Origin of the sequence: Amycolatopsis sp. DG1A-15b, assembly GCF_030285645.1 — a bacterium.
Classification (GTDB): Bacteria; Actinomycetota; Actinomycetes; order Mycobacteriales; family Pseudonocardiaceae; genus Amycolatopsis.
In genome coordinates this window covers 6,933,576-6,949,363 of sequence record NZ_CP127296.1, presented here as the reverse complement: position 1 = coordinate 6,949,363, position 15,788 = coordinate 6,933,576, and the positions used below count along the sequence as shown (strand labels likewise).

The 15,788-nt window shown below is 69.8% G+C and carries 15 protein-coding genes and 1 pseudogene; 1 reads left to right on the top strand and 15 read right to left on the bottom strand.

Annotation, left to right across the window (positions count from 1 at the left end; translation table 11 throughout):
* Window positions 1-48: 48 nt before the first annotated feature.
* The 3 genes from QRY02_RS31855 to QRY02_RS31845 form a co-directional block, all read right to left on the bottom strand.
* The gene (locus tag QRY02_RS31855; RefSeq protein WP_285986512.1) at window positions 49-2,409 is read right to left on the bottom strand and encodes a tyrosine-type recombinase/integrase; all 2,361 of its coding nucleotides are present in this window, start codon (window positions 2,407-2,409) and stop codon (window positions 49-51) included.
* Between the two features lie 11 nt (window positions 2,410-2,420).
* Window positions 2,421-3,452 (bottom strand): tyrosine-type recombinase/integrase, encoded by a 1,032-nt coding sequence (locus tag QRY02_RS31850; RefSeq protein WP_285986511.1) that lies wholly within the window; start codon window positions 3,450-3,452, stop codon window positions 2,421-2,423.
* A gap of 349 nt (window positions 3,453-3,801) precedes the next feature.
* Window positions 3,802-4,038: a hypothetical protein gene (locus tag QRY02_RS31845; RefSeq protein WP_285986510.1), complete on the bottom strand. Its 237-nt coding sequence runs from the start codon at window positions 4,036-4,038 to the stop codon at window positions 3,802-3,804.
* Between the two features lie 456 nt (window positions 4,039-4,494).
* On the opposite strand from QRY02_RS31845, the gene QRY02_RS31840 reads away from it, so the two are divergent.
* On the top strand, window positions 4,495-4,869 hold the full coding sequence (locus QRY02_RS31840) for a hypothetical protein (RefSeq protein WP_285986509.1): 375 nt from the start codon (window positions 4,495-4,497) through the stop codon (window positions 4,867-4,869).
* Window positions 4,870-5,414: 545 nt separating this feature from the next.
* On the opposite strand, the pseudogene QRY02_RS31835 reads toward QRY02_RS31840, so the two are convergent.
* The 12 genes and pseudogenes from QRY02_RS31835 to QRY02_RS31780 all read right to left on the bottom strand — a co-directional run bounded on the left by QRY02_RS31835 (window position 5,415) and on the right by QRY02_RS31780 (window position 15,685).
* Window positions 5,415-6,387: pseudogene (locus QRY02_RS31835) on the bottom strand (DUF4192 domain-containing protein).
* A 200-nt stretch (window positions 6,388-6,587) separates the two neighbouring features.
* A complete protein-coding gene (locus QRY02_RS31830) occupies window positions 6,588-7,622 on the bottom strand; it encodes a DUF4192 domain-containing protein (RefSeq protein ID WP_285986508.1) in 1,035 nt (344 codons plus the stop codon).
* Window positions 7,623-7,802: 180 nt separating this feature from the next.
* Window positions 7,803-8,240 carry a hypothetical protein gene (locus tag QRY02_RS31825; protein WP_285986507.1) on the bottom strand — a complete coding sequence of 146 codons (438 nt, stop codon included), beginning with the start codon at window positions 8,238-8,240 and terminating at the stop codon, window positions 7,803-7,805.
* Window positions 8,233-8,649: a hypothetical protein gene (locus QRY02_RS31820; RefSeq protein WP_285986506.1), complete on the bottom strand. Its 417-nt coding sequence runs from the start codon at window positions 8,647-8,649 to the stop codon at window positions 8,233-8,235. The genes QRY02_RS31825 and QRY02_RS31820 overlap by 8 nt, the downstream gene beginning before the upstream one ends.
* Window positions 8,650-8,718: 69 nt before the next feature.
* Window positions 8,719-9,060, bottom strand: coding sequence for a hypothetical protein (locus QRY02_RS31815; protein ID WP_285986505.1), 342 nt, complete (start codon window positions 9,058-9,060; stop codon window positions 8,719-8,721).
* Entirely contained in the window at window positions 9,053-9,634 is a 582-nt protein-coding gene (locus QRY02_RS31810) for a hypothetical protein (RefSeq protein WP_285986504.1), read from the bottom strand. The genes QRY02_RS31815 and QRY02_RS31810 overlap by 8 nt, the downstream gene beginning before the upstream one ends.
* 55 nt (window positions 9,635-9,689) lie before the next feature.
* Entirely contained in the window at window positions 9,690-10,043 is a 354-nt protein-coding gene (locus QRY02_RS31805; protein WP_285986503.1) for a hypothetical protein, read from the bottom strand.
* Between the two features lie 12 nt (window positions 10,044-10,055).
* Entirely contained in the window at window positions 10,056-10,661 is a 606-nt protein-coding gene (locus QRY02_RS31800; protein ID WP_285986502.1) for a hypothetical protein, read from the bottom strand.
* 191 nt (window positions 10,662-10,852) lie between these two features.
* On the bottom strand, window positions 10,853-11,569 hold the full coding sequence (locus QRY02_RS31795) for a hypothetical protein (RefSeq protein WP_285986501.1): 717 nt from the start codon (window positions 11,567-11,569) through the stop codon (window positions 10,853-10,855).
* 14 nt (window positions 11,570-11,583) lie between these two features.
* Window positions 11,584-12,570 carry a bifunctional DNA primase/polymerase gene (locus QRY02_RS31790; RefSeq protein ID WP_285986500.1) on the bottom strand — a complete coding sequence of 329 codons (987 nt, stop codon included), beginning with the start codon at window positions 12,568-12,570 and terminating at the stop codon, window positions 11,584-11,586.
* A complete protein-coding gene (locus QRY02_RS31785) occupies window positions 12,567-13,523 on the bottom strand; it encodes a PP2C family protein-serine/threonine phosphatase (protein WP_285986499.1) in 957 nt (318 codons plus the stop codon). Before QRY02_RS31785 ends, QRY02_RS31790 begins: the two co-directional genes overlap by 4 nt.
* Window positions 13,524-13,669: 146 nt before the next feature.
* Window positions 13,670-15,685 (bottom strand): hypothetical protein, encoded by a 2,016-nt coding sequence (locus tag QRY02_RS31780; protein ID WP_285986498.1) that lies wholly within the window; start codon window positions 15,683-15,685, stop codon window positions 13,670-13,672.
* Window positions 15,686-15,788: the final 103 nt, after the last annotated feature.

The window sequence follows — 15,788 nt, the reverse complement described above, 5'->3', positions numbered from 1 at the left end:
GAGCAGATCGGCAGTGACGAGAAGAACCGGACGCGCCCGAGTCCAGGCTCAGTTCTTGGCGGCGCCAGAAGCCAGGTCCAGGCTGACCACCGGCTGAGCTAGCAGGCGGAGCAGTCCTTCGCGCTTGGCGTCGACGTGGGTGAGGGTCTTCTCCAGTTGAGCCACGTCTCCGAGCCACTGCTTCTCGCGAGCGGCTTCGATGCGCCGGCCGATGTTCGCCTTGATCTTGTCGAGGTTCGGCAGTTCGGCCGGCTCGATCTGCTGGAACGGGCAGCGAAGGCAAGCGTGTTCGTGAGCGCAGGGTGTGCCGTAAGGGCGGACGCAGCTGCCCATCTCGATGCGACGTTGACCGAAATGAGCGGCGAATTCAGACAGTTCCGCAGCCGTCGGCGGCCGGTATTCCTCCGTCGGCCGCAGTGCCCGACGGCGTTCGACGAATTGCTGGTAGCGGTCGATCACTTCCTGGGGATAAACCGCGGTGTAACCCATTGTCGTGTCGAGGTTCCTGTGGCCGAGCAGTTCTGCGGCGATGTGGATGGGCAGCCCGTTATTGACCGCGTCGGTGGTGAACAGACGTCGGAAGTCGTGCGGTGTCAGCCCGGTGCCGATGCCGGCGCGTTCGACCGCGCGGTCGAGGTATTCGCGCAGCGTGGCGGAGTTGAACGTGCGCGGCCGCCCGGCCAGGCGGAACTGGAACAGGAACGGCATCGGGTCCGACCAGGACCGCTCGTGCTCGTCCCGGCGGCTGACGAGTGCGATCGTGCCGTCGGCGGCAGTGACCCGGCTGATGACCTGCGCCAGCACCGACGCCAGCTCCGGGCTGGCCGGGATGACCCGCTCGGCGTCGGTCTTCGACGGTGCGATCTGCAGCAGCGGAACGATCGTGCCGTCGGGCTTGCGGTAAGGCCGGACCGAGTGATGTGTCAGCTCCAGCAGTTCCTCGATGCGGATCCCGGCGTGGCGCAGGACCTCGATCATCGCCCAGGACCAGAACGCTTCATGCTCGAGGAAGACCGGGTCGACCCGGGTGCCGTCGGCGGTGACCAGCCGTGGACCGCTGTCGGCGTCGACCGGGACCGAGCGGGTGTAGGTCGTGCCGGCGAGAACGAACTCCTGCCCGGGCGGAGTCTCCTGGGCCAGGTGCAGCAGCCGGGCGGCGAACTGGCGGTGCTGGTGGGCGGAGCGGACGAGGGCAGGCAGGTTGGGGGCGAACTCGCGGACGCGGGCGTGCATGCGGGCGGTCGCGCGACGTCGCTCGCGGGGCAGGACCCGGACGTCTTGGCGAGTCACCGGGGACGGTGCTGCCCAGTGGGCCCAGCGTTCAGGCGTGTCGTTGGCCCAGTGGTTGATGTCGAGGTAGAAGCTTCGGACGGCGCCGAAGACTTCGCCGGGCCGGCGGCGGGCGCTGCCGTCCTCGAGGACCATGACCCGGGCTTTCCAGGCCTCGATCTGTGGGCGGGTCAGGTGGTGGCTGTCGATGCCCGGGTGGTGGTTCTCGATGTCGCGCCAGAACAGCCGACAGAGCCGGTTAGCGAGCTGGGAGAAGGAGGTGTAGTCCAGGTTCGGGCGCCGCTCGGCCAGGTATTCGGCTAGCAACAGCCGCATCGACGGGCTGACGAGATGGTGCTGGTCGACCATCTGGGCAGGTGAGAGCTGCTGGGCGGTTAGCAGAGCCTGAAACTCCTCCGGCCCGTCGTCGAACAGGCCCGCCGCTCGGCCGCAGTAGTAGGCCGTGGCCCAGGAGATGGTCGTGCCGGAGCCCTTGGCGTCGATGCAGGCTCGCCGGTAGTCCAGCAGATCCGTGCAGGTCAGCTCGCCGAGGGCCTTGCCGGTGCGGATCGACATGCGGGCGAAGTCGATCAAGATGCCGCTGGTCTTCTCCGGCCGTCGGTCGAGTTCCTCGGCGGCGGTCTTGCCGATCAGGGCAAACAGTTCGGTGTCGTGCTCCTCGCGCCAGGTCGACCAGAGCCGGTTGCTCCAGACGGTCAGCAAAAACCCGTAGGTGGGACGGATCGCGCCGCAACACACCAGCGCTTCCAGACCCCGATTGAACCGCATCCGCCCGTAGGCAGTGCTGACGTCGACGTCGACCTCGGAAAGCCAGTCCCGGCCCGCGGAGTCAGCGCCGCTGGCGAGCCAGCGGTCCTGATAGGACTCACCAGGCTGCCGGTCCAGCCAGCCGAGGAAGTTCTCCATGACCGGCGTGTAGTGGGTGACCGGGTCCAAATGCGACTGACTAGTCGGGAGGCGGGTGGCGAGCAGTTCGATGGCTGCGGTGAACAACCTGCGCCGCAGCGGGGCTGTGACCGGTTGCCAGAAGAGCAGGTGCTCGGGAAGTGGTTCCGCAGCGGTCGTGATGGTGTGGCCGGCGTCTGGTTGCGACGGTGCCTGCCGGCCGACGATGGTCATGCTCGGACTGTTCACGTCAGTCCCGGGAACAGGACCGACATGTCCGCGGGGTCGTAGCCGGGTGCAGTGGTCGGTTCGGGTGGAGCCGGGCGGTTGTAATGGTCTTGCATCTTGCGGACCAGGTCGTCGATCCTGGCCCGGGAGTAGATCTGGGTGCTCAGGATCGAGGCGTGGCGCATCAGCCGTTGAACGTCGGTGATCAGCAGGTTCGGGTCGTCCAGCATCCGCATGCAGTAGGTGTGCCGGAGATCGTGGAAGGTGATGTTCGCTCCGCCGAGCTGCTCGTTGGCCCGGTTGAGCACCTGCCGCAGCGCCGAATACGTCATCGGGCGGACCGGACGCCGCAACGTCCACCAGATCCGCGTGTCGCCGGCCGGGCGCCAGTCCTCGGTCTCGGCCAGGTAGGCCGCCAACCACAAGAACGCGTCCGGAGACGCCGGGACCTCCTCCAGCTCCCGGCGCCCCTTGGTTTCGAGCAGTACCACTTGGCGGCCGACGTCGACCTGCTCCAGCCGCATCGCCAGCAACTCGGTCGCGCGCGGTCCGCTGCTGACTCCCAGCGCGACGATGGCCCGGTCCCGGTTGCTCGGCAACGCGGTGAAGAAGTCGTTGAACAGCTCGTTCGGCAACGCCCGCGGCTGCCGTCTGGCGCTGTGCTGGCGGTAGGGAGCTCGGCGCAGGCGCGGTGCGGGCTCCATCGGGCTGCGATGCGAGCCCGGCCGGTCCGGGCCCCGCCCGGCCTGCTCCGGGACCGGGTTCACCACCGGCCCGAGCCCGGTCAGCAGGTGGTATTCGTAGAACATCTTCATCGAGGTCAGCGCGTGGTTGACGGTCGAGGCGGCGTAGCCGGAACCGAGGGTGCGTTTCCCGGTGATCGGGTTCACCGCGCCCGGGGCGGTGCCGTCCCGGCGCCGGGCGCGGCGCTGCGGGTTCTCCGCGACCCGCAACCACAACACGAAGTCCCGGACATCACGGCGCTCCGCCTGATCCCACTGCACTTCGATCGCGGCGAGAAACCGATACCAGAGCAGCAGACTGCGCAAGTAGGCCCGACTTGTCTCCGGGCTGTAGTCGCAGGCCACGAGGTGGTGAACGAACTGCTGCGCAGGTTGATCGGCGACACCGTCGACGTCGAGGAGCCGAGCAGGTTCCAGCGGATCATCCAGCTGCTCGAACGTCCCCACCCGCGGCACTAGCAGCGCCTGGACGTTCCGGTCGTCGGTGAGTGTCCAGCGGTCGGAGGGCACGGTCGAACAAGATGCCATATCCGGACGAGAAGATGATCAACGGGTGCGGCTGGAGGAGCTCAAGTCCGAACACGCGAAGCGGGCGCCCGGCCTGCCGGACACCCGCCCCTGTGTTGCGTGTTGCGCCATACGAAACTCCGATCGGTCACAAGAAGATCTTGACCAGCACCTCTTGGCCGTCGCTGCCTCGTAGAACGACCTCTCGGTCGTCGGTGAGCTGCGATGCGAGGAAGTCGTAGACCTGGATCGCTCGGTTGACCAGGTCGACCTTCTTGAGGCCGGTCCGGTCCTGCAGCCGCAGCAGTGCCTTCCCGCTCTCCTGAACGAGCGGGATGTTCACGCGAGCGACAACCTTCGGCTCGTCGGCTGCCGTGTCGTCCACCGCAGCCGATTCCTTCTCAGTGGCGATAGCTCCTGCTCCCTTCTGGTCCGAGGCGCAGGTCAGTGCGCCCTAACCTCCTCATCGTCGCAGACGGAGAAGATCTTCGCCAGACTTTGCATGAAAAACGTAGCGGAATCCGTAAATCTTCCGGTTGCTCCCGTGGCGATGGAACGCTACGCTTCCGAGGTGGCGGCCGCTTCAACCGGTCGCCATCCAACGGATTCCCCGGAGAGAGGACAAGGAGATGGACATGACCAATCGTCTTTGTGGTGCTTGCCGCGCTGGCCCTGTGACGGTCAGTGGCGAAGTGGTCTGGGCCCGCGGCGTGCCGCCGCAGCCCCAGACCGACTAGGCCCACCCGCGCGACAGTCACCCACCTGTCGTGCCTCCCCAAGTCCCCGGGGCTGCTGATCCAACAGGGATCGGTAGACCGGGTTCACGAAAGGAACCGGAACCGTGGGTGATCCGGTGCAGCAGGACGACGGCGACTTCGACGAGTTCGCCGATCTATCGTCCATTGAGGATGAAACGCCCACGCTCGACGCGCAGTGGCGCAACGAGCCGGATGCACGGTTCAGGTTCGAGAGGAAGGAGACGAAGATGGCGCTCTCGGTACCGCGTGCCAACACGTCCCAGCTTCTCGAAGCGGCGGTAGTCGTGCTCCTCGTCGCGGCGGCGACCATCGCGCCGTCGATGACTCTGAAGGCAGTGCCTGAAGATCTTCCGGTCTGGGCTGTGGTGGGCATGATCGCCCTGCAGCTCGTCGTCGTGATCATGATGGCAGCCAGGACCTTCTTCAAGCCGGGCTATACGAACCGCCCGTCCGGCTGATCGAAGAAGGGGAGATCCATTTCAGGGCCCCTCAGCGCTGGATCCTCAGCGCCGAGGGGCCCTTCGGTTTTGCTCAACCTCGTCACCCTCACGGGGGTTAGTGCGGTCTACATGGCCGATGATGGTGATGGTGGTGTCGCCGGCCATGGTGGTCTCCCTGGTGGCTCGTTGGTGTGGAACGCGGCGCAGCCTGAGCACGCGGCGGCCAGGGGTCGCCGTCAGGCGACGTCCCCGGCCCGGCTCATCCGCCCGCGCGTGAACCAGCCCGCGCGCGACCGGCATCGGAGCTCGGCAGCGTGAGGGGGCTGGTTCACCCGGGCGGATCGGGCCGGGCTTCGGGGACGCACTGCCCCCGGCCGGGGTGTGCTTACCTTCGGGCGATCCACGACCCGGCGAGCCGAGCGAGGCCACCGCCGGTGACACCGACTCACCATCACGCCACCGCTCTCGACGTCCCTGCGCGTGGCGGACGGGTGGCCACAGGTCGATGCCCTCACACCGAACGGTTCAGCTGCCCGGCGTGAACGGTGAGAAGGGGGTAGGCGTCATGCCTGGTCGGCCACGGGCTTGCTCAGCAGGGTGCGGCGAGCGTCAGTGCTGGCGTTCTGGAACATGTCGTAGACCTTCGACGGCGCGACAGCGAGGTCGAGCAGGTGTGACAGCAGTCCGGCCAGGGGCTGTTCGGGGCCGGTGTGCTCGAGTGCGATCCGCGCGACGGTTCCGTCGCCACGCAGGTAGGCATACACCGCGATCGCGGTGGCGAGCTGGCCGGCGATCGCGTCGCAGCTGTGGCGCCACAGGTGCAGAACCAGATTCTCGGCGGCAAGGTGCGTCGTGGCGTCGGGTACGGCAAGCAGGGCGTCGCGGAACGCGGGCACGGCGAAGGTCGCGGCGAGATCGATGATGTCGGCCTCGTCGGTGGGCAGCTTGCCGTGGCCGGCGGTGCGGATCGCGGCGTCGGCGCGATCCAGCCGGACGTGCGCGGCCAGGTGCCAGGATTCGTCGATGGCGGCGGATTCGACAGCGTGGGCGATGCGGGGGCGCAGCCGTGCGCGGAGGGCCTCGGGGGGCTGGAGTGAATCGCGCCGCGAGGTCGTCGCGGCGGGCGGCGATGGTGTGTCCTGCGGCCACAGCGGCGGCCGCGGCCGCGGTGGCTGCGGGGTCGGGCAGGACACCGGTGCGGTCGGTGTCGCGGTAGGAGCGCCAGCGCGCGCCTTCGGCGATGGCCGGCACGGAGACGACGTCGACGTCGGTGAATCCGTGCTCGGCCAGCTGCGCGATAACGCTGTAGACGTCGGCGCGCAGCGGCAGCGCGTCGTCGCCGGCGGTGCCGTCGTCGACGCTGCGGACGACGACACCGGTCACACAGAGGACGGGCAGATCGGCGCACTGCCGGTTGAAGTGCCGCGCGCAGCCTTCCGGATCGTGGGCGAGGTCGATTCGGGCGAGCGGGCCGCTGCTGGCCGAGCCGGTGTCCTTTGTGAGCGTGGCGATCAGCACTAGGGAGTCCTCGGGCATGAAGCCGAGCAGCGCCGGGATGCTGGCGACTATGACGCTGGTGCTGGCGAGAGTGAGCGGCATCGACGATCGTCCTTTCGGAGAAGAGCGAGTACGGACTGTCGGTGAGGACTGGGCCCGGGAGAGCGGCGGCGGTGTTCGGCGTGCAGCGTCCGCGTGGCGGGAGGCTGGGATGAACCCGTCGGCGGTGAGGACAGTTGTCAGCTCTCGGTGGAGGTAGTCAGAGTTGCTCGCAACTGCTGTGCGACGTCTGCGATGTCGGTGTGTAGAGCGGTGAAGTCGACGCTCTCGCGCATCCATCGGTGTACCAGCCGGGTGAGCTTCGTGGGCCGCGGACCGCGCTGGATGATGAGCCCGGCGACGGCGCTGTCCTTGCGCAGGAATGCGGTGACGGCGGTCAGTGCGGTCATGGTGGGCGCGTATCGGTCGGAGGCGTGTCGCCACAGGTGCAGCCAGAGTGACTGGGCCGCCCCGCATCGCTGCTCGGTGTCCTGGGCGAGGTGGATGTCGCGCAGGAGAAAGCTGGACAGGGCAGCGATCAGTTTCGCGATCTCGTGCTGGTCGGTGGGGAGCCGGCCTTGGGTGGCGGCGGTGACCGCATTGTCGATCAGCTGCAGGCGCCGTCGCAGCCGGGGGAAGTCACCGGCGAGTTCTTCGGCCTGGACGTCTTCGGCGATCGGGTCGGCCAGGGCCGCGATGCTGCCGCGGATGTCGGCTGGCGCGGGATCGAATTGGGCGAGGAAGGCGTCGCGGTTGCCGTAGACGCGGTTGCCGTGGAGTACGCGTTCGGTGGTGGCCGGGGAGATGGCGGGGTCGGGCAGGGTGCCGGTGTGGTCGGCGACGTCGTAGCACGACCAGGGAGCGCCGGCGGTGAAGGCCGGCACGTGCAGGAGCTCGATGTTGGCGAATCCGGCCTCGTGCAGCCGGTGGGTGAGTTCGTACAGCTGAGCCCGGTAGGGCAGATCGTTGGTGCCACTGGTGTTGTCGTGGACGACGGCGCCGATGAGGCGCTGGACCGGCTGGTCGCCCAGCGCGCGGCTGAGTTCCGTCACGACCACGCGGGACAGCCGCATGGCCAGGTCGAGGTCGAACCGAGTGATTCGGCCCAGGCGGACAGAGCCGTCGGTGTGCACGACTGCGGCGACCATCACGAGGGAGTCGGTGGGGACGAACCCGATCAAGGCGGGGATGGCGGCCAGGAGACCCTCGTCGGTCAAGGAAATCGCTTCAGACATCAGGGAACCTCGCTGACTACAGTGGACGAATGGTGCGGGTGGAACGGACGTGGCGGCGGCCCGGTGGCCCGATCGGCCGCTGGTAGGTCGGCGACGTCGCCGGCGAATCGACGGCGGATGTCGTCGCACGAGCGTCCTTTCCGGCAAAGAAAAACGGTGCGGACGACTGGAGACCGGAGGTCACCGGCCGAGTTCGGCGCGCAGCGTTGCCGCGGCGATGTGGGCGATCCACGGCGGTGACGGCCGTCGGACGTCACCGCCGGAGGCGGGGATGAATCCGTTGACCGCGACGCTCCAGAACTCCGGCCAGGGTTCGGCGTCGGTGCGTTCGCTGCGGTAGATCACGCGCACGTCTTGCCCGTCAGCACGCCGGGCGTGCGCAGTGATCCGGATCGCGATACGCATCCAGTCGCGGCGCTGCACGGGCTCGTCGTAGAGCAGCGAGACCGGTGTCGCGGGCAGTGCGCGGCACAGCTCGACGAGCACGCCGCGCGCGACGTTCCACGCGCCGTAGCTGCCGAGGCTGCCGCGGTGGGGGATGTTGCAGGCGACCGACTCGGGCAGCACATAAGAGCGGCTCCAGTCGTAGGGACTGAACCACAACCGGTCCTCAGGCATGGTCGGCCACCGCCGTGTTCGCCTCGGCGAGCGCGCGGGTCATGCAGTTGTCGGTGAAGCGTCGCCGCTCGTCCTGCAGCTGCTCGGGCCACGTACCGGCGTCGGGTTCGAGGATGTTCCAGGCGGCGGTGAGCGCGGCGTCGGTGCAGAGCCCGTCGGGATCGAGGTAGGGGTAGACGGCTTCGACAACTCGACAGGCTTCCACGACCCCGGCGGGGAAGCAGGTGTTCCAGACTGCGGTGATGAACGCGGTCTTGTGCCGCCGGGTGCGGGCGAGGTCGTCGAGCCAGGTTCGGGGTTCCGGCGCGAGTCGGCGGCCGCCGAGTTCGGTTTCGATCAACCGGCACGCCCGGGCGTAGGCGGATTCGGTGTAGTCGTTCGGTGCGCTCTGGGCGGTGGTCGCGGTCATGGCGTGCCTCCGGGTCGGGTGCGGGTGAACCCGACCTCCCGGAGCACAGCCGGGATCCTCGGGCGCCTGTCAGACCGCGTGACGTGGCGCGGGAGCCGGCGCCCGAGGGCCCGGGTGTGCTGTGCTGGCGGCGGTCGTCCGTACCGGCCGGAGTGCCTGATCGCGGCTACGGTCAGTCGGCCGGCGGCGGGGAGGTGCGGTCCCCTCTTCTTCCAGCACCTGCTGGGTCCGGCGCACGAAGTCGAGCAGTTCGGCCGGGGTGCCCTCAACGGTGACCACCGTGACGTTGCGATCATCGGTCAGGACGAGGGCGAAGTCGCCGTCGGCGAGCAGTTGAACGCCGGCCTCGTCGCCCGGGCGTGCCAGCGTGACGTCGCATCCTGCGGGGATACCGGCGTAGTCGCTACTCATCGTGGGTCTCCTCGGATTCGGTGGCGTCGGCGCGCGCCGTGGGCGAACGCGTGAGTGTCCGGTGCTGGGCGCGGATGCGCCGTAGCGCCTGCGGGTCGGGCGTGGGGTGAGCATTCTCGATCACGTAGCGGATCAAGGGGGCAACCGGCCGCGGATTGTCGCCTGCCAGGAGGGCCAGCGCCGTGCGTGCGGTCTCGTCGAGGCACTCGGCAGCAACGTCGGGCTCGTTCCAGTCCCAGGTTTTGAAGATGTACCGTCCGTCGGCATCGGGTCGGATGCGTTCGACCGCCGATGTGCTCGTCGGATCGTCGTCGTTGAGCGCGTCGTCGTCGATGACGATCAAGTCGTCGCCGTCCCGCTGGAAGGACAGATGGTCCGAGGTGGCTTCGACGGTGATGGCGATCCACTCGGCGACGACACGACGAAATCGCGGCACGATGGCATAGAGCTGGCGGCCGAACCGCAGTTCGACGAGCTGGCCTGGGAAGTAGGGTTGGTCGTCACCGCAGAACAGCGCTTCGCCGGCGCGCACGACACCGTCGTGGAGGCCAGGTTTTGGGATCTCGTCGGGCATTCCGGATCACCTACCTTTGTCTCAAGTGGACGTAACGGAGGTCGTTGCGCGGGTGTCAAGTGCAGTCCAGGCCGCATCGGCGGCACAGCAGCGCGACACCCTCGGGCGCGGCGCGGTCGGCCGCGTCGAGCTGTGGGGTGCCGGTGGCGTCGAACCAGAGCCCGGTGGAGGGCTGGTCGTCGCAGTCCTCCGGGCGCCCGATCGGCCAGGGCCGGTTCGGCACTTCGAACACGGTGCGGCCCGGGTGGACGTACTCGCGGGTCGTCTCGTCGCGTCCGTGCCAGCGGACCGGTTCGTCGCGGCGGCGCAGGACACCAAGTCCGCCGTCAGCTGTGGTTTCTGCGGGCCGGCGGGAGGAAGCTGGCCCGGCGGCGTGGCCGAAAACGCCGGGCAGGGAGGGTGCGGACATCGGGATTTCCCTTCAGCGGGTGCAGAACGCGTGGTGGGCGGCGCGGACGAGCGCGAACCGAGAACGGCGACACCGGCAGGAAACCGCGGCGGGGTAGCGCAGTTCCGGCGGTGCGGGAGCCGCACCGGGCGATGCCGCTGGTGGGGATGTGCTGTCGTAGCGCGGATTCCACGCTGTACGGTGGGTGTTGCGCTGCGAGTTGTCCCAGCGGATCGTGATCGACCAGCCCGGGTCCGTCAGGTCGCCGTCGCGGAATCGGATGGTGACGGTCTCGACGAGGTACCGGCGATGCCAGTACCCGTCCCAGTAGGTGCCGCCGACCTGGCGCGGGCCGATCGCGTCGAAGACCTCGCGCATTCGCTCGCGGTGACGCCACAGGCGGGTCTGCGCGGTGTCGAACGCGCGTAGCTCGTGCGGCGGCGGTGCCCAGAGACAGTCGCAGGGCTGCGGGTACCACGGTTCGGGCTCGTCGCCATCCGACGGCTCGATGGGGTCGTCGCGATCGCTGACCAGGAATTCGCCGGTGCCGCCGCAGTCGCGGCAGCTGGCGAGAGCCCACAGCCCGCGCAGGTGGGTGTGGCGGTATCCCTCGGGAACGTGGATTATCGGCTCCGTCATGTGCACCTCCGTGAACGGTCGGTCACCGGCGGACGGGGCCGCCGGTGGTGAACCGGGCCTCGCATGCACGGCGCGGCCCGGGCCGAGGACCGCCGGACGGTGGTTCGGCACTCTGGCAAGGTCCGGGCCGCGCCGTGCTTTTCTGGTGACCGAGTGGCGCCGCGCGGCGTCCCGGCGAGGTCGGCAGCTGGCTACTTCTCGTGCGGGAGGTCCAGGATCGGCACGAAGTGGGCACAGACCACCGGTTGCCGTTGCCGGGCCTGGGAAATCACGATGCCGATGGCGTCGCGCAGGCAGGTGTGGACGGCGTGGTGGCTGGGACGGCGCGCCGGGTGGTGATGGACTACGACCGGGTCGAGAGGCCGCTGGCGCTCGCGGTGCTCGCCGGCCTGGTCGCGTTCTTCGACGCTGGAGAGCGTTGCGGTGAACCCGATGTCTGCCTGGAAGGCGATGCGCAGGCGCGCCCAGGGCAGCCAGCCGTGGGAGGCTGGGCGGCCGAGGTTCCAGTACGCGGTCGCGGTGTGGCCTTCCCGGCGGATGACAGGGTTGGGATGCGGTGCGATCGCCGAGAAGATGACCGGGTCGGCCGGTGCGGCGGGTTCGCCGTCGTGCGGGCGGACGTCGGTTTTGTGGATGGTGAACCCTGAGCCGGGACGTTCGCCGGCGATGGCCACGCACATGCCCTGGTCTTGCACGACCGTGCCCGGCTGTTGCATCCCGTCCCAAGCGAAGTCGACGCGGTCGCCTTCGGTGTAGCGGTGCTGAAGCATCGGCAGCCAGCCCGCCGGGATCAGGTGGGCGGGGATGAGAGCCTTTTCCAGGTCGGTGCTGTCCGGTTGCCGCTGCCAGAGCCAGACCGGCTCCTGTGTGCCGGGGGCGGCGGGATCTGATGACGCGTTGCGGGGCATGGCGGGTCTCCTTCTCAGCGGATGGCGAGTCGCGGTCGGGGTGCCGGGCGGTCGGTGAGGATGCGGGGGTTTTCGCGGCCGGCGGCGATGCCGTCGCGGATGGTGGTGGTCAGTTCGCGGGCGTCGAAGTCGGCGACGCCGAGGTGGTGGCGGGCGGCGTTGGTGAGGTGGTGGGTGATTGCGGCGGCGCTGATCCAGCCGTTGCCGTGCAGTTCGCCGAGTGCTGCTGCGGCGGCGTAGACGGTGATGTGGCGGTGGCCTTCGGTGGCGGTGGCGACGTTGCGGCACTCCGCGGTGACGGCGGCCTGGACGTAGGCGCTGACCCGGCGGCTGGTCGCCGGCAGCGGCGGTGGTGGCGGATGGGCGGCCGGTGGGGGTGCAGGTGGTGGGGTGAGGGCGGTGACGAGCCAGCCGGGCAGGACCGCGACCGGAATGTCCCAGGTGACGGCATAGGGCACCGGCACGCCGTGGACGACGGCGAGGGAACCCGGGGCGGCGACGAGCGCGCCGGGGCCGCGGGTGTCGACGTGCCAGCCGAGCCCGCGGCCGCGGGCGCCGACGGTGCTGCGCAGCCGCGACCCTGACGGCCGGGAGAAGAACCGGTGTTCGCCGCCGCGGGGGGTCGCGACGGTGAACGTGTCCACCGGGTCGGGTTCGCCGGCCTGCTGGGCGAGCAGGGCGAGGACGTCGCGGCCGTGGGTGATGCCGCGGCGGGCCCAGCGGATGGGGATGGGTCCGTGGGCGGCGTCGAGGTCGAGCACGAGCAGACCCGCGGGTCCGCAGGCGATGCCGATGTTGTGCCTCGGGTGGCGGCGCCACCAGCGGCGGATGCGGTCGGGATCGCAGGTGGCTCGCTGCTGCCAGTCGGGAATGGCGGGCCGCTTGCTGCGCGGGGCGAGCGGGAACACCGGCCATCCGCGTCCGGCGGCGCCCAACGCGGCTGCCAGCAGTCCGTTGGTGGCGGGGACGAGCGCCGGCGCCGGCGCAGTCGTGGTGGTCATGGCACCAACTCGGCCGCGATCGGGGCCGGGACGGGGTCGATGACCATGGCTGCGGCGTTGTCGGTGCCGCCGAAGTACCGCGCGGCGAGTGTCAGCCGGTTCGCACACGCAGCTGGGTCGCTGAACGTCCGGACCGCGCGAGCGAGAGAGGCGTGGGGAACGTACTGGTGGACGCCGTCGCTGGTCAGCAGCAACCGGCGGCGCGGGCCGGTGGTGATGACGTGGCCGATGTCGGCGGGGGTGGCGGTGCCGACGGAGCTGGTGACGACGTGGTCCTGCCCGGCGGCCAGGTCCTCGAGGACCTGTGGCCGGTCGCGGTAGCGCTCGGCGAGGGTGTCGCGCAGATGCTGGCCGTAGGTGTGGTCGACCGTCAGCTGGGTGAGGACGTCGGTGTCGCGATCGTATTCGTAGGCCCGGCAGTCCCCGACCCACGCGATGTCCCAGCCATCGCCGTGCGCGGGCGGGAGTGGGGTGGCGACGACCATGACGGTGTCGGCGGTGAGGCCGTCGGCGAGGATGCCGGTAGCGGCGAGCAGGCCGGCGACCGCGCCACGGTCGGAGGCGACGCAGCTGGCGAGCGCCGCCGTGCTGCCGGCGGCGTAGGCGGCTGCGGGGGTGTCGCCGATGCCGTCGGCCAGGGCCCAGCCGTGGCGGGTGCCGGTGATGGACATGTGGGTGCCGGTGGCGTCGGCCTGGTGGACGCGCTCGCCGATGCGTAGTGCCGTGCCGGGTAGGTAGCTGGGGTGTTCGGCGGCGTAACGGCGGTGGTGGCGGGCCAGAGCGCGGGCGTCGCGGTGGGATTCGGCGATCTCCGCCCAGCCGCAGCGGCAGGTCGCGTGAGTCCAGCACGGGCCGGGCGGCAGCGGGGCATACGGCCAGACGGGGTGGTGCCCGGCGGCGTAGGTGCTGGTGCGGTGGATGGTGTCGAAGACCGGCGGAAGGTGCGGATGCATCGAAGGGACTCCGTTCACCCGCAGGGCTGGCGGCGAGCCCGGCGGGAGGCAAGGACGACGGACGGGGCAGGAAGCTGGGGCGGGCCCGGCTGTAGTGCGCGGGCCCGCCCCTGGCGAGGAACCGGGTGCGGCGCCGATCCGAGCGGCTAGCTCGCGGCGCCGATCAGCTCCGCCTCGGCCTCGGTGTCTTGCTCGACCGGCTCCGAACCGGTGCCGCCATCGGCGTAGTCGGTCGCCGTGCCGTTCTGGTCGTTCGCGTCCGCGTCGTCGACGTCGTCGACCTCGGCGGTGGGGTCCTCGATCTCGGCGTCGTTCGGGACCTCGGCACCGTCGGCCCCGTCACCCTCGGCGGTCGCGCCGCGGTCGCTGGTGGGGTCGGTGGCGAGGTCGCCGAGCTGCGCGGCGATGACCTCCTGCTCGGTTTCCGGGTCGATCACCTTCCGCTCGACGTCGGAGGCGGGGTAGCCCCAGCCGATGATCGCGGCCATGTACGCCTGGGCGGAGCCCCACGGGCTGCGCCAGGTGTTGCGGGAGAGGTCCGCCTCGATCGCGCAGAGGGTGAGGAACAGGTCGTAGAGGGTGGCTTTCCCTGCGGTGGGGGCCTTGGCGACCTTGGCGGTCAGGTCAGCGAGCGTGGCCCCCTCCGGCAGGCCGAACAGCGTCATGGCCAGCGGGTGGTTGCGCTCGAACGCGCGCCGCAGCTCGTAGCCGCCGTGCGCCTTCTGCAGCGCGAGGAACAGCTGCGCGCCCTGCGGCGCGGTCTTGCGCTGCACCAGCCCGGCCAGCCACTCCCGGCGCGGCGCCGCGGAGGCGTCCCAGTCCTTGTTGTTCTTGATCACCCACTTGCGGATGATCGCCGCCTTCCGGCGCTCGAGGTCGGCGGCGGCCTGGGCGGCGCGCGCGGCCGCGACCTCATCGGTCTGCACGGCCGCGTCCTCGCCGTCGGAGGACTCGTGGTCGTCGGATGTGCCGGTGCTGGTGGGCACGGGGGTGAAGTCCGCGCGGCCGGCCGGGGCGTAGCTGAGGGCGTGACCGTGGGCGAGGAAGTCGGCGCAGCCGTAGACGGCCACCGGGATCTGGTTGCCCTGCTCGTCGTGGTGGTCGGTCTCGATCCAGGCTCCGTGTCCCGGGCAGGAGGCGTGGTCCTCGACGGTGAGCTCGGTGCGCGGCTCGTCCTCGGGGGTGGGGCGCAGCCGGTCCAGGGAGCGCGCGTCCCCGTCGTCGTCGGGCAGGCTGTTGTCGAAGATCGTGACGTTCGCAGTGGTCAGTTCCTCGGTGAGGTCCTCGGTCAGGGCCGCGAGTCGCTGCTTGTCCGCGCGTTCGGTGCGCTTGCGCTCAGCGAGCTGGGCGAAGTTGTTCGGCGCCGTACGCGCGGTGAGGATGAGTTCCTTCGCCGTGTCGGTGTCGCCGGCCTCGTCGAATTCGGCGATGACCGCGGCCTGCAGCAGATCCAGGTCGTAGCGTTCGCTGGCCTTGAGCGCCAGCTCGCTCTGCCCGGCCTGCAGGACGTTCTCGACGTAGATCTTGCCCTTCCTGCCCAGCGCGAGCTTGCGGGCGATCCCGGCGGGCTTGAGATTGAACGCGGCGAGCTGCTCCAGAGCGCGAGCGGTGTCGGCCAGGGTCAGCGACCTGCGCAGGGCGGGGTCGTTCTCGATGAACTGGTTGACGATCCGCTCGATGGTGGCCTTGCGCTCGTCGGCCGGCGGCGGGGTCTTCATCCAGACCGGCACCGTGCAGCCGGCTTCGCGGGCGTTGAGGACGCGGCGCTGGCCTTCGGTGACCACGACGGCGCCGGTGTCGTAGTCGCGGTAGCCGTTGACCGCGGTCTTGACGCCGTGGGTCTTGAAGTTCGCCGTGGTGTCCTCGTCAGCCTCGGCGTTGTCAGTGCGCACGTTCTCGGCGAGCAGCACGGTGTGCGGGTCGGCCCGGAGGATGGTGTCGATCTCGGCGTCCCACTGCGCGTGCAGTGCCGCGCGGTCCTCGTCGGACAGTTCGTCGAGCGGGGTCTCCTCGACGTCGGTCGCGGTCGTGTCGCCGTCGGCCGCGGTGTCGACGATGACGGCACCGCCCAGGTCGTTGGTGGGGAGATCGGTCGTCGGGAGGTCGCTGTCCGTCGGGTTGTCGGTGTCGCGCTGGGTCGGCAAGTCCATCGTGCTGGTCACGAAGGGGCTCCTTCACACGGGCCGGCCGGTCACCGGAACGAATCCGGTGACCGGCCACGAACCCCGCACCACCTTCTTTCTCCATTACCGCGTCGCGGTGATG

Bases quoted from the DNA above. Each gene is read 5' to 3' on its own strand.
- QRY02_RS31800 (WP_285986502.1), bottom strand. From the start codon at position 10,661: ATGACGGAGCCGATAATCCACGTTCCCGAGGGATACCGCCACACCCAC.
- QRY02_RS31790 (WP_285986500.1), bottom strand. From the start codon at position 12,570: ATGACCACCACGACTGCGCCGGCGCCGGCGCTCGTCCCCGCCACCAAC.
- QRY02_RS31855 (WP_285986512.1), bottom strand. From the start codon at position 2,409: ATGACCATCGTCGGCCGGCAGGCACCGTCGCAACCAGACGCCGGCCAC.
- QRY02_RS31785 (WP_285986499.1), bottom strand. From the start codon at position 13,523: ATGCATCCGCACCTTCCGCCGGTCTTCGACACCATCCACCGCACCAGC.
- QRY02_RS31815 (WP_285986505.1), bottom strand. From the start codon at position 9,060: ATGAGTAGCGACTACGCCGGTATCCCCGCAGGATGCGACGTCACGCTG.
- QRY02_RS31825 (WP_285986507.1), bottom strand. From the start codon at position 8,240: ATGCCTGAGGACCGGTTGTGGTTCAGTCCCTACGACTGGAGCCGCTCT.
- QRY02_RS31830 (WP_285986508.1), bottom strand. From the start codon at position 7,622: ATGTCTGAAGCGATTTCCTTGACCGACGAGGGTCTCCTGGCCGCCATC.
- QRY02_RS31820 (WP_285986506.1), bottom strand. From the start codon at position 8,649: ATGACCGCGACCACCGCCCAGAGCGCACCGAACGACTACACCGAATCC.
- QRY02_RS31795 (WP_285986501.1), bottom strand. From the start codon at position 11,569: ATGCCCCGCAACGCGTCATCAGATCCCGCCGCCCCCGGCACACAGGAG.
- QRY02_RS31805 (WP_285986503.1), bottom strand. From the start codon at position 10,043: ATGTCCGCACCCTCCCTGCCCGGCGTTTTCGGCCACGCCGCCGGGCCA.
- QRY02_RS31810 (WP_285986504.1), bottom strand. From the start codon at position 9,634: ATGCCCGACGAGATCCCAAAACCTGGCCTCCACGACGGTGTCGTGCGC.